The organism is Flavobacterium sp. NRK1, assembly GCF_024054175.1.
In the GTDB taxonomy this organism is placed as follows: domain Bacteria; phylum Bacteroidota; class Bacteroidia; order Flavobacteriales; family Flavobacteriaceae; genus Flavobacterium.
On record NZ_JAMXLA010000001.1, the window covers coordinates 2000374 to 2022012 of the forward strand.

The 21639-nt window shown below is 35.8% G+C and carries 20 protein-coding genes; 11 read left to right on the plus strand and 9 right to left on the minus strand.

The window, feature by feature from the left end; all coding sequences use genetic code 11:
* Nucleotides 1–2: 2 nt before the first annotated feature.
* The 3 genes from NHE85_RS09125 to NHE85_RS09135 form a co-directional block, all read right to left on the minus strand.
* Nucleotides 3–518 (minus strand): YcxB family protein, encoded by a 516-nt coding sequence (locus NHE85_RS09125; RefSeq protein WP_252811720.1) that lies wholly within the window; start codon nt 516–518, stop codon nt 3–5.
* Nucleotide 519: 1 nt separating this feature from the next.
* Entirely contained in the window at nt 520–1968 is a 1449-nt protein-coding gene (miaB, locus tag NHE85_RS09130; protein ID WP_252811721.1) for a tRNA (N6-isopentenyl adenosine(37)-C2)-methylthiotransferase MiaB, read from the minus strand.
* A 73-nt stretch (nt 1969–2041) separates the two neighbouring features.
* The gene (locus NHE85_RS09135) at nt 2042–2752 is read right to left on the minus strand and encodes a hypothetical protein (protein WP_252811722.1); all 711 of its coding nucleotides are present in this window, start codon (nt 2750–2752) and stop codon (nt 2042–2044) included.
* 224 nt (nt 2753–2976) lie between these two features.
* Here NHE85_RS09135 and topA point away from each other — a divergent pair, with 224 nt between their 5' ends.
* From topA to NHE85_RS09170, 7 genes are all read left to right on the plus strand, one after another.
* Nucleotides 2977–5493, plus strand: coding sequence for a type I DNA topoisomerase (topA, locus tag NHE85_RS09140; RefSeq protein WP_252811723.1), 2517 nt, complete (start codon nt 2977–2979; stop codon nt 5491–5493).
* A 5-nt stretch (nt 5494–5498) separates the two neighbouring features.
* Nucleotides 5499–6653: a formimidoylglutamase gene (locus tag NHE85_RS09145; RefSeq protein ID WP_252811724.1), complete on the plus strand. Its 1155-nt coding sequence runs from the start codon at nt 5499–5501 to the stop codon at nt 6651–6653.
* Nucleotides 6654–6802: 149 nt separating this feature from the next.
* Nucleotides 6803–8182 (plus strand): gliding motility lipoprotein GldK, encoded by a 1380-nt coding sequence (gldK, locus tag NHE85_RS09150; RefSeq protein WP_252811725.1) that lies wholly within the window; start codon nt 6803–6805, stop codon nt 8180–8182.
* A gap of 68 nt (nt 8183–8250) precedes the next feature.
* The gene (gldL, locus tag NHE85_RS09155) at nt 8251–8886 is read left to right on the plus strand and encodes a gliding motility protein GldL (protein WP_252813292.1); all 636 of its coding nucleotides are present in this window, start codon (nt 8251–8253) and stop codon (nt 8884–8886) included.
* Between the two features lie 47 nt (nt 8887–8933).
* Complete coding sequence (gene gldM, locus NHE85_RS09160; protein WP_252811726.1) at nt 8934–10496, plus strand: gliding motility protein GldM; 1563 nt, start codon at nt 8934–8936, stop codon at nt 10494–10496.
* Between the two features lie 46 nt (nt 10497–10542).
* Nucleotides 10543–11469, plus strand: coding sequence for a gliding motility protein GldN (gene gldN, locus NHE85_RS09165; RefSeq protein WP_252811727.1), 927 nt, complete (start codon nt 10543–10545; stop codon nt 11467–11469).
* 66 nt (nt 11470–11535) lie between these two features.
* Entirely contained in the window at nt 11536–12579 is a 1044-nt protein-coding gene (locus tag NHE85_RS09170) for an FAD-binding oxidoreductase (protein ID WP_252811728.1), read from the plus strand.
* Here NHE85_RS09170 and NHE85_RS09175 read toward each other — a convergent pair.
* Complete coding sequence (locus NHE85_RS09175) at nt 12566–12958, minus strand: DUF983 domain-containing protein (protein ID WP_252811729.1); 393 nt, start codon at nt 12956–12958, stop codon at nt 12566–12568. The genes NHE85_RS09170 and NHE85_RS09175 overlap by 14 nt on opposite strands.
* A gap of 54 nt (nt 12959–13012) precedes the next feature.
* Here NHE85_RS09175 and NHE85_RS09180 point away from each other — a divergent pair, with 54 nt between their 5' ends.
* Nucleotides 13013–14920 carry an ABC-F family ATP-binding cassette domain-containing protein gene (locus tag NHE85_RS09180; protein ID WP_252811730.1) on the plus strand — a complete coding sequence of 636 codons (1908 nt, stop codon included), beginning with the start codon at nt 13013–13015 and terminating at the stop codon, nt 14918–14920.
* A gap of 30 nt (nt 14921–14950) precedes the next feature.
* Here the strand turns inward: NHE85_RS09180 and NHE85_RS09185 are convergent, their stop codons facing one another.
* Both NHE85_RS09185 and NHE85_RS09190 read right to left on the minus strand, forming a co-directional pair.
* Nucleotides 14951–15241 (minus strand): hypothetical protein, encoded by a 291-nt coding sequence (locus NHE85_RS09185; RefSeq protein WP_252811731.1) that lies wholly within the window; start codon nt 15239–15241, stop codon nt 14951–14953.
* Nucleotides 15242–15325: 84 nt separating this feature from the next.
* Nucleotides 15326–16300 (minus strand): App1 family protein, encoded by a 975-nt coding sequence (locus tag NHE85_RS09190; RefSeq protein WP_252811732.1) that lies wholly within the window; start codon nt 16298–16300, stop codon nt 15326–15328.
* Nucleotides 16301–16365: 65 nt separating this feature from the next.
* On the opposite strand from NHE85_RS09190, the gene NHE85_RS09195 reads away from it, so the two are divergent.
* Nucleotides 16366–17244 carry a diacylglycerol kinase family protein gene (locus tag NHE85_RS09195; RefSeq protein WP_252811733.1) on the plus strand — a complete coding sequence of 293 codons (879 nt, stop codon included), beginning with the start codon at nt 16366–16368 and terminating at the stop codon, nt 17242–17244.
* Here NHE85_RS09195 and NHE85_RS09200 read toward each other — a convergent pair whose 3' ends face one another.
* The 3 genes from NHE85_RS09200 to NHE85_RS09210 all read right to left on the minus strand — a co-directional run bounded on the left by NHE85_RS09200 (nt 17245) and on the right by NHE85_RS09210 (nt 19337).
* On the minus strand, nt 17245–18384 hold the full coding sequence (locus NHE85_RS09200; protein WP_252811734.1) for a peptidogalycan biosysnthesis protein: 1140 nt from the start codon (nt 18382–18384) through the stop codon (nt 17245–17247).
* A gap of 58 nt (nt 18385–18442) precedes the next feature.
* Nucleotides 18443–18925, minus strand: a complete 483-nt coding sequence (locus NHE85_RS09205; protein ID WP_252811735.1) for a DUF1761 domain-containing protein — start codon at nt 18923–18925, stop codon at nt 18443–18445.
* Nucleotides 18926–19007: 82 nt separating this feature from the next.
* Nucleotides 19008–19337: a hypothetical protein gene (locus tag NHE85_RS09210; RefSeq protein ID WP_252811736.1), complete on the minus strand. Its 330-nt coding sequence runs from the start codon at nt 19335–19337 to the stop codon at nt 19008–19010.
* Nucleotides 19338–19365: 28 nt separating this feature from the next.
* Between NHE85_RS09210 and NHE85_RS09215 the strand changes: the two genes are divergently transcribed.
* Nucleotides 19366–19542: a DUF5522 domain-containing protein gene (locus tag NHE85_RS09215; protein WP_252811737.1), complete on the plus strand. Its 177-nt coding sequence runs from the start codon at nt 19366–19368 to the stop codon at nt 19540–19542.
* Between the two features lie 72 nt (nt 19543–19614).
* Complete coding sequence (locus tag NHE85_RS09220) at nt 19615–21603, plus strand: urocanate hydratase (RefSeq protein ID WP_252811738.1); 1989 nt, start codon at nt 19615–19617, stop codon at nt 21601–21603.
* Nucleotides 21604–21639 lie beyond the last annotated feature (36 nt).

The following is a 21639-nucleotide window of genomic DNA, read 5'->3' on the forward strand; positions in this document are numbered from 1 at the left end:
GGTCAATCAACTACTTTAATTTTGGTTCTTATCGAATTAAAAATATCATTCAATTCGTCTTCTTTCGAAGGATCAAGCTGGGATCTGTCAATAATTGAAGCTTGCATTTTATTGAAATAAATAAGATACCATTTTTTTGTACTTTTAATTTTGACAAGATCCTCCCATTTACGCGCATTAAAAAAATCTTCGCCTTCAGTTCTAAATTCAGTTTCATTTAACGTAAAAACCAAATTAGTATAATACCTTGAATTTTTTTTGAAGTCTTTTTTTGAGCGGTTAGCCAGATTGAAAAAAATTAATACTGATACAACTATAACTGCAATTGGTGGTATAAAACCCAAGTCATTTGCCTCTGGTTTTATGCCGCTCCAGTAAACTGTCGTTGCGTTAAAAGTAAATATAATCAGTAATAGTAAAAGGTAATATTTTATCCTGCTGGAATATAATATATATACACTTGTTTCTGTAAGTGTTTTTTCTGTAAGACTTTGTTTTATAATTACTTCTTTTTGCATTCTATGATTGCATTTCAGAATAACCTACAGGATTGCCTATAAGTGTAGCAGATGTACATTCTGTAATTAATACATTTACAAAATCTCCCGGTTTATAATCTCCCTTAGGAAATACAACTACTGTATTTTGTGAATTCCTTCCGCTCCAGTGAGCGTCAGAACGTTTTGACTCTTTTTCAACAAGTACCTCTACCACCTGGCCAATAAAACGCTGTGTACGTTCCAGAGCCATTTTTTGCTGCAGGTTAATAATTTCTGTAAGCCTGCGGTTCTTTACTTCTTCAGGAATATCGTCTTCCAGTTTTCGTGCTGCCAGTGTTCCAGGCCTTTCACTATAAGCAAACATAAACCCGAAATCATACTTGCAGTGCTCCATAAGAGTAAGGGTATCCTGATGATCTTCTTCCGTTTCAGTAGGGAAACCGGATATCATGTCCTGCGAAAGTGAAATTTCAGGAATGATGCGGTAAATATTATCTACCAGCTCCATATATTCTTCACGTGTATGCTGGCGGTTCATCTCTTTTAATATTCGGGTGCTACCGCTTTGTACAGGTAAATGGATGTATTTACATATATTATTATGCTTTGCCATAACTTCAATAACTTCAAGGTGCATATCCTGCGGATTTGAAGTGGAAAAACGAAAACGCATTTTAGGGTACGCTTTGGCAACCATATCAAGTAATTGTGCAAAATCTACTGCTGTGGCTTTTTGCATTTCAGATGCCTTTGCATAATCTTTTTTAAGTCCTCCTCCGTACCAAAGGTAGCTGTCTACATTTTGGCCTAAAAGCGTAATTTCTTTAAAGCCGCGGTTGTGCAGGTCGGCTATTTCTTCCATAATGCTTTGTGGTTCACGGCTGCGTTCGCGGCCGCGTGTAAATGGAACTACACAAAATGTACACATATTGTCGCATCCGCGTGTAATAGATACAAACGCAGTTACGCCATTACTGTTAAGGCGAACAGGAGCAACATCACCATAAGTTTCATCTTTAGATAAAATAACATTTATAGCATCGCGCCCTTCTTCAACCTCTTTTAAAAGATTAGGCAGGTCTTTATAGGCATCGGGGCCTACAACCATGTCTACTATTTTTTCTTCTTCCAGAAACTGACTTTTAAGACGTTCGGCCATACAGCCTAATACGCCTACTTTCATTCCCGGATTTATTTTTTTTACAGCATTATATTTTTCCAGCCTTTTACGAACAGTTTGTTCGGCTTTATCACGGATAGAGCAGGTGTTAACCAGCACAAGGTCTGCTTCCTCAAGGTTTTGCGTAGTATTAAAGCCTTCATTGGCAAGTATTGAGGCTACAATTTCACTGTCAGAAAAATTCATCTGGCAGCCATAGCTTTCAATAAAAAGTTTTTTGGTATTTCCTTCTTTTTGTTCTAAAACAAGGCTTTGTCCTTGTTTGTTTTCTTCAATTATCTTTTCCATAATTTGCTACTAGAGTGCTTTTTTCAATTGGCAAAGATACTATTTAATTTGAAAAATATGACAAGTTGACAGATTACTCTTTCTCTAAATTTATTTTATGAACCAACTCTTTAATACTGTAAATTGATTTTAGAAGAAATACAATACTGAATAGTATAAATAAGGTTGTTGCAGGGAAGGATGACTGAAGGAAAAGGCTGCCTAATAAATAAGCAATACCTGTTGCGATCATCCTGCTTTTATAATCATACAATAAAATTTTATGATTTTCTATCTGTATCATCATTAATGAGAAGAAAGATCCTACTCCTATAAGAAAAACAATATCCTGATAAGGATTGCTTTGTTCAACAATCGACATTACAGTTAATCCTACAGCTAACAGAAAGCCTAAAAATAAAGAAGGTTTATCAATTTGGGTTTTCTGTACCCATTGAAAAGACTTGGTGTAAAAAGTGAGATCGAAATTTTCAAATTCATCTTCAGTTAAAAATTTACCTGTAAGGCATTTTCTTTTTAACGTATCAATATATTTATGAGGGAAACGGTCTCTAAAATCCATAAATAGCGCTAAAAAAACTTTATCTCCTTCAGGAACTTTTATAACAGATTTATAAAAATCAAGTTTAATTACTACATTACTAACGCTTTCATCGATGGTAAGTTTAAGTTCTTCACCATGCATAATTTTGGTTAACAGTACTCCTTTATCGCTATAAACTTTAATTTTTCTTATGTGTCCCCAATTATAGGGTAATAAAAGTTTAATGTTTAACTCTTTCATAAGCTGCGTGTAAATATATTAGATGGATGTAAAAGCTTAAAGATAATAAAGTTATCCTGTTCAGCCAACCTTTTTATTGAATAGATATGTTATTGCTGTAATAGGTTTTTGTGTTGATTTATTTTTTTTTAACAGAATTTTTAGAAGCAAAAATGTGAAATTAAAACCGTCAAAATCTAATATTTAAAAAAAACCAATACTTTTGCGACACAAAGAAAAGCAATATGGCAAAGAATTTAGTGATAGTTGAGTCGCCTGCGAAGGCAAAAACCATTGAAAAATTTCTTGGAGCAGGATACCAGGTTGAGTCCAGTTATGGACATATAGCCGATCTTCCTTCAAAAGAAATTGGCGTAGATGTAGAAAATGGCTTTAAGCCAAAATATGAGGTTTCGCCAGATAAAAAAGCATTGGTAAAAAAACTCAGAGATCTTTCTAAATCGGCCGAAATGGTTTGGCTGGCAAGTGATGAAGACCGCGAAGGAGAGGCTATTGCATGGCATCTTGCGGAAGAGCTGAAACTTGATAAAACAAAAACCAAAAGAATTGTTTTTCATGAGATCACCAAAACGGCAATTCAGAAAGCTATTGAAAATCCAAGAGATATAAATTATGATCTTGTAAATGCGCAACAGGCACGCCGTGTGCTGGACAGGCTTGTAGGATATGAGCTTTCACCTGTATTATGGAAAAAAGTAAAAAGCGGACTATCCGCGGGCAGGGTGCAGTCTGTATCTGTTCGTCTCATTGTAGAGCGTGAGCGCGAAATACAAAACTTTAAAGCAGAGGCATCTTACAGCGTTACTGCTGAATTTGTAAATGAAGCCGGCAAAAGCTTTAAGGCTAAGCTGCCTAAAAATTTCACTACTAAACAGGAAGCCCAGGATTTTTTAAATAAAAATATAGGTTCCATATATAAGGTGTCAGACCTTGAAACCAAACCTGCGAAAAAATCGCCCGCCGCTCCTTTCACGACTTCTACATTACAGCAGGAGGCAGCAAGAAAATTATATTTTCCTGTAGGTGTTACTATGATGCTGGCGCAGCGTTTATATGAAGCAGGGCTTATTACCTATATGAGAACTGATAGTGTAAACCTTTCTCAGGAAGCTATGGCTTCTGCCGAAGCTGAAATTATCAGGTCTTACGGTAAAGAGTTTAGCAAGCCAAGAAATTATGCTACTAAAAGTAAGGGTGCGCAGGAAGCCCACGAAGCAATTCGTCCTACCGATATGTCTCGCCATGGCGTTAATATAGATCGTGACCAGGCAAGATTATACGATTTGATATGGAAAAGAACTGTTGCTTCTCAGATGAGCGATGCCCACCTTGAACGTACAAATGTAAAGATTGAAGCCAATAACCATAAAGAATTATTTACTGCATCAGGAGAAGTTTTAATGTTTGAAGGATTTCTGAAAGTATACCTTGAAGGAAACGATGATGAAGATATAGAACAGGAAGGAATGCTGCCTGCATTAAAGGTAAATGAAAAACTTATAAACAATTATATTACAGCTACAGAGCGTTTCTCAAGGCCGCCTGCACGATACACAGAAGCTGCTTTGGTTAAAAAACTGGAAGAGCTTGGTATAGGCCGACCTTCTACATATGCTCCAACAATATCTACAATTATTAGTAGAAATTATGTTGAGAAAGGTAGTTTTGAAGGGCAGGAGAGAAGGTACCGCCAAATGATGTTGAAAGATAGTGCTGTAACTGAACAGGAACTTCATGAAAATGTTGGTTCGGATAAAGGCAAGCTGGTTCCTACCGATATAGGTATAATTGTTAACGATTTCCTCGTTAATCATTTTGAGACTATTCTTGATTATAATTTTACCGCCAAAGTAGAACAGGATTTTGACGAAATAGCTTCCGGTAATGAAGACTGGAGAAAAATGATGGGTGATTTTTATGATCATTTTCATCCTACCGTAAAAAATGTTGAAAAAAATGCCGAAAGAGAATCAGGTGAACGTATTTTAGGAACTGATCCGAAAACAGGAAAGCCTGTAAGTGTTCGTTTAGGTAAATTTGGGCCAATGGCACAAATAGGTGATGCTGAAGATGAAAATAAACAATTTGCAAGCCTTTTACAGGAGCAGAATATAGGAACAATTACTCTTGATGAAGTTTTAGGTTTGTTTCTGCTTCCTAAGAGTCTTGGTACATATGAAGGCGAAGAAGTAGAAGTGAATAATGGCCGTTTCGGTCCTTATGTACGTTTCGGGAAAACATTTATATCACTTCCAAAAGGCGAAGATCCTCTGGATGTAACTTTTGAAAGGGCCAAAGAACTTATTAGTGAAAAGCAACAGGCAGACGCACCTATAGGCATGTATAAAAATGAGCCTGTACAAAAAGGTGTTGGCCGTTTTGGGCCATTTATTAAATGGAACGGAACATTTATTAATGTAAACAAAAAATATAATTTTGATAATCTTTCCCAATCCGATATTAAGGAGCTTATAGAAGATAAAATTCAAAAAGATATAGAAAAAGTAATACATAACTGGGAAGACGAGGGTATACGTGTGGAAAAAGCACGATGGGGCCGTTCTGTTATTCTTAAAGGTAAAGTAAAAATAGAGCTTAATAAAGATGTAGATGCTTCTAAACTTACTTTAGACCAGGTTAAAACCATGATTGAGGAAAAGGCACCGGCAAAAAAAACAGCAGCCAAAAAAACGACAGCTAAAAAAGCTCCTGCCAAGAAAGCCACGGCTAAAAAGAAATAATATAAATGGTATTTGATTTTTTACAACCCTTAGATGCCGGTTTGCTTGAATTTATAGCCGGAGGTTCTGCTCAGGCTTTGGGTAATAAAGCTGAGTTTCATACTAATGAGCATTTTCCTGATCTTGAAAATACATCTGTTGCAATTATAGGTGTTTTAGATAATCGTGGTGCTGACATTAAAAAAGAACATCATATACACCTTAATTATATACGTAAGGAGTTTTACAGCCTTTTTCCGGGCAACTGGGATAAATCTATTGCAGATTTAGGCAATATACCGGCAGGCAATACCCAGCAGGATACTTATTTTGTTTTAAAGAGTATCGTGGAGGAATTGGTAAAAAAGAGCATTCTTCCTATTATTATAGGTGGCTCACAGGATTTGTCCTATGCAATATACAGAGCCTATGACAGACTTGAGCAAATGGTTAATTTTGTGTCTATCGATAGTAAATTTGATTTTGGGAAACAGGATGATGAACTTTCTGCAGCCTCTTATCTTACCAGAATGATTGTAGATGAACCCAACAATCTTTTTAATTATAGTAACCTGGGATACCAGACATATTATAATTCGCAGGAAGAGGTAGATCTAGTAGAAAAACTATATTTTGATGCCTACAGACTGGGCGAAGTATGCGGAAATCCCACAATTGCCGAGCCTGTGTTTAGAGATGCCGATATTGTAAGTATTGATATGACGGCAGTTAAGTCCAGTGATTCCGGAAATATTGTTAAATTTATACCAAATGGTTTTGATGGCAAAGAAATTTGTACATTAGCACGCTATGCAGGAATAAGTGATAAGGTAACCGCTTTTGGTATATTTAATCATGATGATACCCGTCAGGAGGCTCCTTTAGTGGCTCAGGTAATATGGTATTTTATTGAAGGTATGCACTATCGTTCTAATGAATATCCTTTTGGAAGCAAGGAACACTATATTAAGTATATTGTGCCGGCCGAAGATGAAGAATTGGTTTTCTTTAAAAGCGATAAAACAGACAGATGGTGGATTGAAGTGCCATATGTTTCAAATCTTAACAATAAATTAAAAAGGAATACGTTATTACCTTGTAATTATCAAGATTATCTCAGTGCCTGTAATAGTGAGTACCCTGAAAGATTATGGAAAGCTCAAAGAAAAAACATTATTTAACACAATTGTTACAAAAACAGGGTGTTTTCGCATAAGTATTCAATAGTTTACTTTTTGTTTAGGTTTTTTTAATAAAAAAATTGTTTTTTTAAAAATAAATAAATAGGTTTACGCCCTTAAAAATAGAATTACATTAATAACCCAATTTTATGAAGAAGTTCATTGCATTAACAGCAACTTTATCATTTTTAATCAGCTGTGGTTCCAGTGACCGAGGAGAACTGGTAGGAGTTAGAGGCAGAAAATGGAGGCCTGAAAAGCCTTACGGTATGACTTTAATTCCGGGTGGTGCTTACATTATGGGTAAGTCTGATGACGACCTTGCTAATGTACAGGATGCTCCTACAAAAACGGTAACTGTTCGTTCTTTTTACATGGACGAAACTGAAATTACCAATAGCGAGTATCGTCAGTTTGTTCAGTGGGTTAAAGATTCTACAATCAGAACAAGACTTGCAATTCTTGCCGATGAGCAGGGGCAAAAGCCGGGTTCAGGTGGTATTGGAGAGTTTGCATTCAAAGATCAGGAGGCTACAGAAGATCAGTCAGCTTACGATAAATATATGTATGAGAACTATTATAGTTTAGGTACTGATGATGATATGTATGCTGGTAGAAAGCTTAATCATAAGGCTAAGCTTATTACTGATCCTCAAAAATATCCGGATGAATATTATGTGGAGGTTATGGATTCTATGTATCTGCCGGAATCAGAATCGTATAATGGTTTAAGAACTATTGATGTTTCTAAATTAGTGTTCCGTTATTCATGGATGGATATTCAGGCAGCTGCAAAAGATAAATCTACTAAGAATTCAAGAGCTAAGAGAAGTAAATATATGAGACATGAGCAGGTTCAGGTTTATCCGGATACTACTGTGTGGATTAAAGACTTTGCTTATTCATATAACGAGCCGATGCATAATGACTATTTTTGGCATGAGGCCTATGGAGAGTATCCTGTAGTTGGTGTTACATGGCAAAAAGCTAAAGCTTTCTGCGCATGGAGAACGCTTAATAAAAATACATACCAAAAAGCTAAAAAGAAACAATTTGTAAACTCTTTCCGTTTACCAACTGAGGCAGAGTGGGAATTTGCTGCAAGAGGTGGTCTTCAGTCAGCTACTTTCCCGTGGGGAGGTCCTTACGCTAAAAATGACAGAGGTTGTTTCCTTGCTAACTTTAAGCCAAACAGAGGTGACTATGCTGCTGACGGTGCTTTATATACTGTAGAAGCTCAGTCTTATGATCCTAATGATCTTAACCTTTACAATATGGCTGGTAACGTTTCAGAATGGACAGATTCATCATATGATGCTTCGTCTTATGAATATGTTTCAACCATGAACCCTAACGTGCCGGATCTTGCTAACAAACGTAAAGTTATACGTGGCGGATCTTGGAAAGATGTGGCTTACTTCCTTCAGGTAAGTACAAGGGATTGGGAATATGCTGATTCAGCAAGAAGCTATATAGGTTTCAGAACTGTTCAGGATTATATGGGTACGCAAAATACCTCAAACGAATAAATTTAGTAACCAACTCAAATTTTGAATATTTAAATTAATTAACTTAACTAAAAACTAAAAATTATTTTATTATGGCACTACCTAAAAAAGTTATGAATTTCGCCTATGGTATGGGTGCGGCAGTTGTAATTGTTGGAGCACTTTTCAAAATACAGCACTGGACAGGGGCAAGCGCGATGCTTATTATTGGTCTTGGTGTTGAGGCGTTTATCTTTGCTTTATCTGCTTTCGATCCTGTTGATAAAGAACTTGACTGGTCATTAGTTTATCCAGAACTTGCTGGTGGTGAAGCTAAGAAAAAAGATGCTAAGAAAGAAAACCCGGCTGAAGCTCAGGGACTACTTTCTCAAAAACTTGACAATTTATTAAAAGAAGCTAAAATTGATGGTGCTTTAATGGAAAGCCTTGGAAACAGCATTAAAAACTTCGAATCTGCGGCAAAAGGAATCTCTCCTACAGTGGATTCAATCGCTTCTCAGAAAAAATATAGTGAAGAAATGTCTATGGCTGCAGCTCAGATGGAGTCATTAAACAGTCTTTACAAAGTTCAGTTAGAGAGTGCATCTCGTAATGCTGAGGCTAATAAAGAAATCGCTGATAACGCTGCTAAATTAAAACAAGAAATGCAGGCTATGACTCAGAACATTGCTTCTCTAAACAATGTTTATGGTGGTATGCTTTCAGCAATGGGTAACAGGGCTTAATAATTAGTTACTGTATTTTTTAACCAAACTAAAGACAACTAATTAAAATGGCAGGAGGAAAATTAACCCCTAGACAAAAGATGATTAACCTGATGTACCTGGTTTTCATCGCAATGTTGGCACTAAATATGTCAAAAGAAGTATTATCTGCTTTTGGCTTGATGAATGAACAATTTGAAGCAGCAAATGTTGATGCTTCTAAAAGTAATAAAGATCTTTATGATGCACTTGCTTTAAAAGCAACTGAATCTCCTGCACAATATGGCGAGGCAAAAAAGATATCTGAAAAAGTAAAAAATATTTCAGCAGGTTTTGTTACTTATATTGAATCTTTAAAATCAGACATTGTTAAAGAGTTTGAGAAAGAAGAGGATGGAAAGCTTCCTTATGAAGCAATGGACAAAGGAGCTATGATTGATGAAGGCTGGTTTGAAGGAGATGGATACTCTAAAAAAGGTAAAGAGATCATTGCGACTATTGAGAAATATAAAGCGGATATGAAAGCTGCTTTTGGTGGTGATATTAATAAATATCGTTCTATCGTTGCAGACATTGATAAAAAATTCAATTTAGCAGATATTAAAGATGGTGAAGGTGTTACAAAAAAATATCTTGAATATCATTACCAAGGATTTCCTGCGATTGCTTCATTAACTAAACTTTCTGCTTTACAAAATAATGTAAAAGTTATTGAGTCTAACGTTTATAATGTTGCTCTTGGTAAAGCTGCTCTTGATGCAACTTCGATGAACAAATATAAAGCTATTGTTGTTACGGATAAATCTGCATTTTTTGCTGGAGAAGCTGTTACAGGTAAAGTAGTTTTAGGACGTTATGACGATGCAACAGTGCCTACAAGAGTTTCTGTTAATGGAGGTAGTGTTTCTATGGAAAGTGGTCAGGCTAAATTTAAAGTTTCTGCTGGATCAATAGGAGAGCAGGATATTAAAGGAGAGTTTGTATTCCTTGAAGATGGAAAAGAAGTTAAAATTCCAATTGAAGGTAATTATGTAGTTGTCCCTAGACCAAACGAGGCTACTATATCTGCGGATAAGATGAATTCTGTTTATCGTGGTGTTGAAAATCCAATGACAGTTTCATTTGCTGGTATATCTGACAATAACGTAACAGCATCTGCTCCTGGTGCCTTTAGAAAGGGATCTAAATCTGGTCAGTATAACTGGAATGTAACTGGAGTAACTGGTACTACTGCAGTAATATCCGTAACAGGAAAATTACCGGATGGTACCGCTATTACTTCTAAGAAGACTTTTAATGTGAGAGGAATTCCTGCACCGGTACCTGTTCTAAGAGGTAAACAAAATTCCATGAAAGGTAATAAAAATGACCTTGCATCTTCAACTGTTAATGTTGCGTTCCCTGATTTCGTATTTGACGTTAAAACTAATGTGGTTTCTTTCGAAGTATATGTTCCTGGATCTGGAACTATGGTTTGTCAGGGTAACAGATTTAGTGGTCAGGCTCTTGCTGCAATAGCTAAAGCTAAAAGAGGTGATGTAGTTGTTATTGGTAACATTGAAGCAAGTGTTGAAGGAGCTAATGGTTATAAACCACCAAAATCAGGTTCTTTCACTTGGGAAGTACAATAATTTGATTTAAAAGAGCGTTTTTCTTTTACAGTATAAAATTAAAATAATGAATAGCAGAAATTTTTTATTAGCGGCTTTATTTTTTGCAGGTATGACTTCGTCTTTTGCACAGTCTAACTTGTTAAATGCAAAAACGCCGGATGAAATAGGTAAAAAAACCGCAGAGCAGGACTCATTAGACAATGATAAACCGCTACCTTACGGTTATGTGGGAGATAGGGATGTTTTGCTTGCCAGAAAGGTTTGGGAAGTGATAGATCTTGATCAGAGAATTAATTTTCCCATGTATTTTCCTGTTGAAGATAATATAGGCGATGATAGAAGGTCACTATTCAGTGTTTTAATCACTGCTATCAAAGACGGTGAGTTAACAGAAGTGTATGATGATTCTTACTTTACTTTGAAAAAGACTGGTGAGGATATACAATCTGTTTTCTTCTTCAAAGAACTTAACGATTATGGTCGTGAAATCATGAACCAGAATCCGGGTAAAAGCGAAGCTGATCTTAAAGCAAGTGGTATTCTTACAGACGAGCATTATACAACATCTGAATTAACAGGTGCTGATGTTACCAAATATAAAATTGTTGGAACATGGTACTTTGATAAAAGACAGGGTGAACTAAAGTACAGAATTCTTGGAATTTGCCCAATGGCAGTTGATGCCCTTACTAAATTAAGGCAGGGGTCTGAAGCTGAGCCAATAGAGCTTTTCTGGGTATTCTATCCTGGAGCAAGAGATATTTTACATAAGGCACATGCATTTAATGAGAAAAACTCTGCAATGCCAATAACTTTTGATCACTTGCTTAATTCAAGACGTTTTAATGCTGTAATTGTAAAAGAAGAAAACGTTTATGGAGACAGACTTATAGAAGATTACATGAGAGATAATTCACAGATGCAGTTGCTTGAGGCTGAGCGTATCAAAGATAAGATACGTAACTTTGAGCAGGATATGTGGAACTATTAATTAATATATTCTTCCAAAATATTTAAAACTCTTACCCTTGTGGTAAGAGTTTTTTATTTTTACACCATGAAAGACTTTATTATTGTTGGTGCAGGGCTCGCAGGAATAAGCTTTGCTGAAACTGCTTTTTTGAATAACAGGTCATTTACTGTGATAAGTGACAATTCTCAAAATTCTTCTTATGTTGCTGCTGGATTATACAATCCAATAGTTTTAAAACGTTTCAGCCTGCCTCAGGATGCGGCTATTCATTTAGACTACATGCTGCCTTTTTATGAAAGGATTCAACACCGCCTCAATATTAAAATTGATTATTCACTTCCTGTTTACAGGAAGTTTGCTTCTGTGGAAGAGCAGAACAATTGGTTTCAGGCGGCAGATAAACCTGCTCTTGAGCCTTTCCTTTTTCCGGAAATTTTACATAAAGATTTTTCCGGTCTTCCGGCACCATTTGGTTTTGGAAAAGTTCTGCATACCGGATATGTTGACACTGTTGTATTATTGAGATCTTACAAAGAATATTTAAAATCTCTTGACTGCTTCGAGGAAGAAAAATTTAATTATTCTGAATTAATTATAGAGCATGATTATGTGTCTTATAAAGGTGTTCAGGCAAGGCATATTATTTTTGCTGAAGGGTTTGGGATTCATTCTAATCCTTATTTCAAATATTTACCTCTTGATGGCACAAAAGGTGAGCTCTTGGTTATTAAAGCTCCCAAGCTAGATTTAGATGTTGCCGTAAATGCCAGTATTTTCATTTTGCCGGTTGGTAAAGATATTTATAAGGTTGGCGCAACTTATGAATGGTATGATAAAACTCCAACACCTACACAGGCAGGAAAAATGGAATTAATTGAAAAACTTAATGAACTTATTACCTGTGATTATGAGATTCTGGATCATTTAGCCGGAATAAGGCCTACTGTAAAAGACAGAAAACCGCTTATTGGTACACATCCCGAATACAAAAGAGTACACCTTTTAAATGGACTTGGCACAAGGGGAGTGATGCTTGGCCCGTCAATGGCAAATGAATTGTATTATTCTATTATATCAGGTGAGCCTGTAAGAAGAGAAGTCGGGCTGCAAAGATTTAAGCTTTCTTAGATTTTTCCCAGTCTTTATTATAATTAATAAAAAAGTTGATCCAGATATTTCTGGAAATTCGCATTGTAACAGGCATAAGTACTATTAGTGTACCAATTATGACGAAGAAGGATGTTTTGAGGCTGGCATCAAAAAAGACAAATGCTATTATAAAGGCAGCTATACTAACTGCAACACCTAGTGCGTAACTAACATACATAGCTCCATAAAAAAAAGAAGGTTCTATTTTATAAAGCTGTCCACAATGACTACACTTTTCATGCATTTTATATATATTGCCTAAATGAAAAGGATTTTTGTCTATATACATGCTTTCTTCGTGGCATCTGGGACAGGTTCCTGTTAAAATGCTATATAATTTGGATCCTTTTTTTAACATTTGCAAAAAATTTGTGATTGCACAAATTTACGACATTAATAAGACAAAAGAATAATGCTCAATATACATAATTTATCGGTTTCTTTTGGAGGAACATATTTGTTTGAAGAAGTTACTTTTAGGCTTGGAGCCGGAGACAGGGTTGGACTTGTTGGGAAGAATGGTGCCGGAAAATCTACCATGCTGAAGATACTTTCGGGAGAACAGCAATATGATTCGGGTGTTATAGCAACTGAAAAAGAAGTTAAGATTGGTTTTCTTAAGCAGGATATCGATTTTATTAAGGGCAGGACGGTGCTGGAAGAAGCGTATCAGGCTTTTGAAGAAATAAAAAAAGCGGAGGCCAAAATTGATAAAATTAATCATGAGTTAGTAACAAGAACTGATTATGAAAGCGAAGCTTATTCTCAGCTGATAGAAGATTTAAGCGATGTTACGCATCACTATGAGATTTTAGGAGGCTATAATTATGTAGGAGATACTGAAAAAATATTATTGGGACTTGGTTTTAAGCGTGAAGACTTTGATAAGCCAACTGATACTTTTTCGGGCGGCTGGCGTATGCGTATTGAATTAGCAAAACTACTGCTTCAGTATAATGATGTGCTCCTTCTGGATGAACCTACAAACCACCTGGATATTGAAAGTATTATTTGGTTGGAACAGTTTCTTAGAACATATCCCGGAGTTGTTGTGATTGTTTCTCACGATAAAATGTTCCTGGATAATGTAACTAACAGGACTATTGAGATATCGCTTGGCAAAGCTTACGATTTCAATAAACCTTATTCGCAATATCTTGAACTAAGACAGGAGCTGAGAGAAAAACAACTGGCTACCCAGAAAAACCAGGAAAAGAAAATTGAGCAGACTGAAAAACTTATTGAAAAGTTCAGGGCTAAGGCATCTAAAGCTTCAATGGCACAATCGCTAATTAAAAAGCTTGATAAGGTAGAACGTATTGAGGTTGATGAAGATGATAATTCGGTTATGAATATATCATTCCCTGTTTCAGTTACTCCCGGACGTGTTGTGGTAGAAGCGGAACATGTGACCAAGAAATATGGTGAGAAAACGATTCTTAAAAATATTGACCTGCTTGTAGAGCGTGGTAGTAAAATTGCTTTTGTTGGTCAAAATGGACAAGGTAAATCTACCCTTATTAAAGCCATAACAAAAGATATAGATTATCAGGGAACAATAAAGTTAGGGCATAATGTTCAATTGGGTTATTTTGCACAGAATCAGGCCGAATACCTCGATGGTGAGATTACCCTTCTTGAAACAATGGAAAATGCAGCTACAGATACAAACCGCTCTAAAGTTCGTGACATGCTGGGTGCTTTTCTGTTTAGAGGGGATGATGTAGAAAAGAAGGTAAAAGTACTTTCAGGTGGTGAAAGAAATCGTTTGGCACTTTGTAAGCTATTATTACAGCCTATTAATGTGCTTGTGATGGATGAGCCTACTAATCACCTTGATATAAAGTCTAAAAACGTTTTAAAGGCAGCTTTGCAAAAGTTTGAGGGTACATTATTACTAGTTTCTCACGACAGGGACTTTTTGCAGGGAATGAGTAATATTGTATATGAGTTTAAAGATCAGAAAATAAAGGAATATCTTGGCGATATTAATTTTTATCTGGAACAGCGTAACTTACAGAACATGCGTGAAGTTGAAAAAAGAGATGTTGCAGTAAAAGAAGCGCCAAAGGAAAACAAGCAGGTTTCTTATCAGGATCAGAAGAAAAATAAATCACTTCAAAACAAATTAAGTAAGATTGAAAACCTGATTAAAGAAATTGAAAAGCAGATTCAGCATGATGACAAGCTTTTAGCAGGCAATTATGAAAAATTGATGGCTGATGCCGCTTTTTTTAAAGCTTATGAAAATAAGAAAAAAGAACTGGACAAGCTTATGGAGGAATGGGAAGTTGTACAGGAAGAGCTTGATAACGCATAATAAAAAAAGTCCCGCATTTGCGGGACTTTTTTATGGTGTTTTTATTTCTACTTCAGCTTTTTTCTTTGAAATAGTTACATTATTTTTTGCATCTCCATTTTTGTTTTTAACACTTATACCATCATTACTTACACTTACTGAAGTTCCATCCGGATCTTCTTCAGTTGTTACCGTGGTAGTAGTGGTAGTAGTCTGAGGTTTAGGCGCCGGAGGTGCTACAGGATCTTCTACTGGTGGTGGTGGTGGAAGAGGTTCTTCTTTCTTTTTACAGGAAGCCATCATTAATAGGGCTAATCCTGACATTAGAATTACTTTTTTCATAATCAAAAATGTTACTTTGGTTTAGATATAAATTTACACTATTAATACTTTGTTTATCATAAGTTTATGATAAATAACTTTACTTTAAGAGATTAGGCCTATTTTCATTGAATGCTTTATAGCTTCGCTGCTTTCTTTAAAGTAGCAGGTTGCAACACCCATAGCCTCCATATTCTTTATGGCTTTTAATGCTTTTTCTTTTTTATGATGTCCTGTCTGCCTTATGTAAACTGCTTTTACTGTTACAGGGAAAATTTTGCAAATGTCTTCATATAAGAATGGGTCATGTTGAGAATCATCGCCTAATAAAGTATATTGCAGATGAGGATAAAATTCAAGTATATGCTTTATTTTATCAAATTTGTGATTATGGTTTCCTCTTCCTGTTACAAAAAAATCCATCAGGCTGGTTTTAATGTCTTTTAAAAGTAATACAGCTCTTGGCAGCTCATGCTTTTCAGTAAACTTTACAATGAACTTGTAAAGGTTCCATTCGCTGCTGGAAACATAAAAAAAAGCATTTCTTTCATCTTTTTTATTACGTCCTGCGGTACTTAGGGCCTTATAATGCTGTACAACATCTTCAAATATTTTTCTGTCATTTATATTTTTCCAGAGTAAGATGTATAATTTTTTAAAAGCGTTTCGTGTATGAGAAATAAGAAAAGTGTCATCTATATCTGAAATGAATCCGAGATTTCCTTCGTAGGGCCTCATGAAAGTCCCCTTTTCAATTATTTCCTCACCTTTATAAAAAGTACTTACATAATAGTCAGTCCACCCGTAACCAACCCTTTCTTTTTCTTTTAAAGGAATACAGAATTTAAAGTAACCATCATCCAGTGCTTTAGTATGTATTTTAATACCATTATGCTCAAGGTAAATATCTGCATTAGGAATGGTTTTAATCCTGAACATACGGATTATAGATTTTGCATTTTTAAAACGCTTCTTTTCAAATTCATAATTGCTGGCAGTATTTGGTTTAAATACATGCCCAAAAACAATTAGTTCTTCTTCATTTGCATAACCTCGGTAGAGTTTTAAGATGGGCTTCATGAAAATTTATAAATTTGATAAGAGTTTAGCAATTCTATTTGTCTAAATTTAGTAAAAAAAGTAAGATGGCTTCCTTAAAGAAATGTTTATTGGTTGTTAATCCTATTGCAGGTGGAAATGATAAAACAGAATTGGTAAATGCTACTAAAGAATTTGCTGATGCTGAGGGTATTGAACTAATTGTTTTTGAAACTACCGGCAAAGAGGATGAAAAAAGTATTCAGGATTTATATAAAAAGCATAAACCTGAACGGATACTTATTGCGGGGGGTGACGGTACAGTAAAAATGGCGGCCGAAGCTATAGGGCATAAAGATGTGATAATTGGTATTTTGCCGGCGGGTTCAGCCAATGGACTTTCGGTGGATCTTAATCTGTCTGATGATCTTGACGAAAATCTTAAAATAGCATGCCATGGCAATACAATTCAAATGGACATGGTATGCATTAATGGAAAAAAAAGCCTGCATTTAAGCGATATTGGTGTAAATGCTGAACTTATAAGGAATTATGAAGGAGGATCCATAAGAGGTAAACTTGGATATATACTACAGGCTATTAATACTCTTAAAGATCTTGAAGATCCTTTTCATGCTGTTATTAAAGCTAACGGTAAAACCATTGAAACTGAAGCGAGGATGGTAGTAATAGCAAATACTCAGCGTTATGGAACAGGAGTTACTATTAATCCGGTTGGTATTATGGACGATGGAAAGTTTGAAATAATAATATTAAAAAGCCTTGATTTATTCCTTATAGGGAAGATACTTACCGGTAATATGCCTATTGACAGTGTTGAAGATGTAGAGATTATCTCTACGGAAGAAGCTTTAATAACAACTGATAAACCTGTGTGCTTTCAGATAGATGGAGAGTTTTGCGGATTAGAGGAAAGGCTTGAAGTAAAAATACTTCACAATCAAATGAAAATAGCAGTGCCCTGATTATTTAAAAGGGCTGCGTTCTTTCCATTCAACTTTAGGATCAAAATAAGGGAACAGCTTTGGCATAAAAAGATTTATAAGCGGATTTGTATGTTTTATAATACCGTAAACCTGCTCTGCCCGTGCACCTACAGAACTTTTTATCTCCATCGCAGAACGCGCAAATATAACATGCGAAAACTGTTTTTTTACAGCATAGCCTACCATATCATATAACATGTTGAGATATAGCATTTTTTCTTTCTGTATATTATCGTCATATCCTAAAAAATAAGTGTCAATATCACATCCGTTTTGAATGAGCGTGCTAAAGCCAACCAATTGTTCATTTATAAAATATCCGTAAAAAAGGAAATCATCTTTTAATTGATGTTTAAATACTTCAAAATGATTTTTTGGCAAATGAAAGGTATTAAATGACGCATTTTTGGCAACAGTCATATAAAGATCATGAATCCGGAGTTCATAATGCTTTATATCATTTTCAGTCAGTTTTCTTTTTTCAATACCGTCAGCTTTTTTTCTTGCACGATTATATTGTGTACGGTATTTAGTATTTAGGGTTGTTAAATAATCATCAATAGATTCCCAGCCTTTTCTAATATCAAATATCATATTTGGCTGAGTACAAAACTGATAATATTCTTTATAGCCTGAATTTTTAAAATCCGGTAATTCAGAAGCGTTAAAATCTTTTATGGCGAGCAGGTTAATATATATGCATTTTTTGCGGTATTGCCGGCTTAATTCATTTAGTGCATTTTTAAATAATCCTAAAGCCTCATTTTCACTAATATCTTTATTAAATAGATAAGCATTTTGACCTGTAAGGGTATTATTGCCAATTACAATGATATGCGAAGAAAATTTCTTGAAGAGATAGTCTTTAAGGCAAAATCTTTTCTTCTCTTCTACAAAAGTATTTATCTTACTCAGATTGATGTATTGTGCTATAGCTATGCCACAAAGCATTCCATTTTTAAACAGGCCTATAAAATAGCATTGCATGTTATCCGGTGCCGCTTTTTCCAGAACAGCAAGATAATCAGTTGAAAGAAAAATATTCCTTTCGGCAATAGTGTTCCAGGCTTTGGGTAAAGATGAAGAAGAAGTGTAAAGAGTAAAAGTAAGATTTGACATTGTGTTATAAACGATAAATCTCCCGCAGGAGATTTGTCGTTATTTAAAATTTAAAAGATTATTCCCAGGCGCAGATAATACCGCCCATAATTGTTAAGCAAATAATGAAATATCCTCCATTTATAAGAATGTATTTCCAGCTTTTTCTTTCAAATAAGGCATTGATACCAACTATAGGCAATGCAAGAAAAAGTCCGGCAATAAAGCCATGAAGCATTCCGTGTTTAAATGTTCTGTAAGCATGTCCGTAATCGGCCATAAAAGCATCATAAGAAGGTTTAGGGGTCATAGCTCCTCCGCCTACCATGCCTAGCGCTCCAAATTGGTGTATAACCATAGTTTGAAGTACAAAGGCGATCATAAATGAAAAAAGAATAGTAAGGCTAAATATTTTAATCATATTTGCACCTTTTGCTTTTTCTTCGGTCATGCCGGTTTCCTTCATCCATACAGATCCAAATACTTTTGGATTGTACCATATAAACCCAATGGGCAATGTAGCTAATGCGGCAACAAGAATTGCCAGAAAGTTAATTTCCATAATTGATTTGTTTTAGTGTTTGGTACAACAAATGTATATTTTTTTGTGAAATGGATATTAACAGATTCAATAATTACTTTTTTTAAGCTAGAAATTTTAAAAATTTCCAAAAAGTTCTGTTTTTCAGATAGTTTAAGTTGTGTTCGTTATTATAAGCTTCCCGCTCAAAACTAATATTACGGTAGGCTTGTGTTTTATTGTGATAAACTAACAGAAGAATGAAATACTCGATAACATACCATATATAAAAAGGAATAATAAGCAGTTCAGCCTGCTGCCTCAGGTGTATGCGTTCATGATTAATAAGCAGGATATTATTTTTCATGCTTTCATCTTTAATAAAGATAAAAGGGAATAATGTTATAGCAGTATATCCTTTAGGTATTAAATATTTAGATGCAATCACTATCATTAAATGTAAAGTTCATAAATTTGCGCGTATGACAGAGCAAAATTCTGAAAATAAATTAATAGAAGGCGAAGATTATTACCTTACGCCTGAAGGGTATAAAGTATTTACCGAAAAATATCATTTAAAGCGTGGTTATTGCTGTAAAAACGGCTGTCGCCATTGTGCTTACGGATACGATAAAAAAACGGGAACATTTAAAAAGTAGCAGTTGTTAATGATCAGTTGACGCAATGCTGATACTGAGTAGTTAATACTGAGAACTGAACACTATAAAAATATGACATTTCAGGAACAGATTCAGGAAGGAATACCTTCCTTTTTACCGCAGCCTAAACCGTATGAAACGGATATAAATCATGCGCCTAAGCGTAAAGAGATATTAACTGCAGAAGAGAAGAAACTGGCTTTACGCAATGCACTGCGCTACTTTGAGCCTGAACATCATGCTGAACTGGCTAAGGAGTTTGCCAGCGAACTTGAAACTTACGGACGTATTTACATGTACAGGCTTCGTCCGGACTATAGAATGTATGCCAGACCTATAGATGAGTATCCTGGGAAATCGGAACAGGCAAAAGCTATAATGCTGATGATTCAGAATAATCTGGATTATGCCGTAGCACAACATCCGCATGAACTTATTACCTATGGGGGTAATGGAGCGGTATTTTCAAACTGGGCACAATACAGGCTTACCATGAAATACCTTAGCGAAATGACCGACGAGCAAACGCTGATTATGTATTCGGGGCATCCAATGGGCTTGTTTCCTTCGCATAAAGAGGCACCAAGAGTGGTAGTTACCAATGGTATGGTTATACCTAATTATTCTAAACCGGATGACTGGGAAAAATTTAATGCTTTAGGTGTATCGCAATACGGACAAATGACTGCCGGTAGTTATATGTATATCGGGCCACAGGGTATTGTTCACGGAACTACAATTACGGTATTGAATGGCGGAAGGAAGATTTCGAAGAATGGAGAAGGACTTGAAGGAAAAGTTTTTGTCACTTCCGGACTTGGAGGGATGAGTGGAGCTCAGCCAAAAGCAGGAAATATTGCGGGTTGTATTACAGTTTGCGCAGAGATTAATCCGAAGGCTGTAAATACACGTCATTCTCAGGGATGGGTTGATGAAGTTATAACCGATATTAATGCTCTTATAAAAAGGGTAGAAACGGCAAAAGCTAATAAAGAAGTGGTTTCTATAGCTTATCAGGGTAACGTGGTAGAGGTATGGGAAGCATTTGATGAAAATAATATATATGTAGATCTGGGTAGTGACCAGACATCGCTTCACAATCCGTGGGCGGGAGGTTATTATCCGGTTGGATTATCGTTTGAAGAATCTAACAAAATGATGGCTGAAAACCCTGAACTGTTTAAGGAGAAAGTACATGCATCTTTACGCAGGCAGGCTGATGCTATTAATAAGCATACTGCAAAAGGAACTTACTTTTTTGATTACGGAAATGCTTTCCTTTTGGAAGCGTCACGTGCCGGAGCAGATATTATGGCTGCAGATGGCATAAACTTCAGGTATCCTAGTTATGTACAGGATATTATGGGGCCAATGTGTTTTGACTATGGTTTTGGTCCTTTCCGTTGGGTTTGCGCTTCAGGCAGACCGGAAGATTTAGCTAAAACTGATGCTATTGCAACAGCAGTACTTGAAGAAATGGCTAAAACAGCCCCTGAAGAGATTAAACAACAAATGCAGGATAATATAAAATGGATTAAGGGAGCACAGGAAAATAAACTTGTTGTGGGTTCTCAGGCACGTATATTATATGCCGACGCTCAGGGAAGAATTAATATAGCCAATGCCTTTAATAAAGCCATTGCTAATGGAGAAATTGGCACTGTAGTACTTGGGCGTGACCATCACGATGTATCGGGTACAGATTCTCCGTACCGTGAAACATCTAATATTTATGATGGCTCCCGCTTTACGGCCGATATGGCTATTCATAATGTTATTGGTGATAGTTTCCGCGGTGCAACATGGGTAAGTATTCATAACGGTGGCGGAGTAGGCTGGGGCGAGGTTATTAATGGCGGATTTGGTATGGTTCTTGATGGTTCTCAGGAAGCGTCAAGGCGTTTAGAATCAATGCTTTTCTGGGATGTTAATAACGGTATTGCAAGACGCAGCTGGGCAAGGAACGATGAGGCTATTTTTGCTATAAAAAGAGCTATGGAAGTTCAGCCGCTGCTTAAAGTAACGCTGCCTAATATTGTAGATGACGCTTTACTAGGCTGATAATTGATAAAGTTAATTGTCAGCATTTTATTAAAT

Bases quoted from the DNA above. Each gene is read 5' to 3' on its own strand.
- NHE85_RS09125 (WP_252811720.1), bottom strand. From the start codon at position 518: ATGCAAAAAGAAGTAATTATAAAACAAAGTCTTACAGAAAAAACACTT.
- miaB (WP_252811721.1), bottom strand. From the start codon at position 1,968: ATGGAAAAGATAATTGAAGAAAACAAACAAGGACAAAGCCTTGTTTTA.
- NHE85_RS09135 (WP_252811722.1), bottom strand. From the start codon at position 2,752: ATGAAAGAGTTAAACATTAAACTTTTATTACCCTATAATTGGGGACAC.
- topA (WP_252811723.1), top strand. From the start codon at position 2,977: ATGGCAAAGAATTTAGTGATAGTTGAGTCGCCTGCGAAGGCAAAAACC.
- NHE85_RS09145 (WP_252811724.1), top strand. From the start codon at position 5,499: ATGGTATTTGATTTTTTACAACCCTTAGATGCCGGTTTGCTTGAATTT.
- gldK (WP_252811725.1), top strand. From the start codon at position 6,803: ATGAAGAAGTTCATTGCATTAACAGCAACTTTATCATTTTTAATCAGC.
- gldM (WP_252811726.1), top strand. From the start codon at position 8,934: ATGGCAGGAGGAAAATTAACCCCTAGACAAAAGATGATTAACCTGATG.
- gldN (WP_252811727.1), top strand. From the start codon at position 10,543: ATGAATAGCAGAAATTTTTTATTAGCGGCTTTATTTTTTGCAGGTATG.
- NHE85_RS09170 (WP_252811728.1), top strand. From the start codon at position 11,536: ATGAAAGACTTTATTATTGTTGGTGCAGGGCTCGCAGGAATAAGCTTT.
- NHE85_RS09175 (WP_252811729.1), bottom strand. From the start codon at position 12,958: ATGTTAAAAAAAGGATCCAAATTATATAGCATTTTAACAGGAACCTGT.
- NHE85_RS09180 (WP_252811730.1), top strand. From the start codon at position 13,013: ATGCTCAATATACATAATTTATCGGTTTCTTTTGGAGGAACATATTTG.
- NHE85_RS09185 (WP_252811731.1), bottom strand. From the start codon at position 15,241: ATGAAAAAAGTAATTCTAATGTCAGGATTAGCCCTATTAATGATGGCT.
- NHE85_RS09190 (WP_252811732.1), bottom strand. From the start codon at position 16,300: ATGAAGCCCATCTTAAAACTCTACCGAGGTTATGCAAATGAAGAAGAA.
- NHE85_RS09195 (WP_252811733.1), top strand. From the start codon at position 16,366: ATGGCTTCCTTAAAGAAATGTTTATTGGTTGTTAATCCTATTGCAGGT.
- NHE85_RS09200 (WP_252811734.1), bottom strand. From the start codon at position 18,384: ATGTCAAATCTTACTTTTACTCTTTACACTTCTTCTTCATCTTTACCC.
- NHE85_RS09205 (WP_252811735.1), bottom strand. From the start codon at position 18,925: ATGGAAATTAACTTTCTGGCAATTCTTGTTGCCGCATTAGCTACATTG.
- NHE85_RS09210 (WP_252811736.1), bottom strand. From the start codon at position 19,337: ATGATAGTGATTGCATCTAAATATTTAATACCTAAAGGATATACTGCT.
- NHE85_RS09215 (WP_252811737.1), top strand. From the start codon at position 19,366: ATGACAGAGCAAAATTCTGAAAATAAATTAATAGAAGGCGAAGATTAT.
- NHE85_RS09220 (WP_252811738.1), top strand. From the start codon at position 19,615: ATGACATTTCAGGAACAGATTCAGGAAGGAATACCTTCCTTTTTACCG.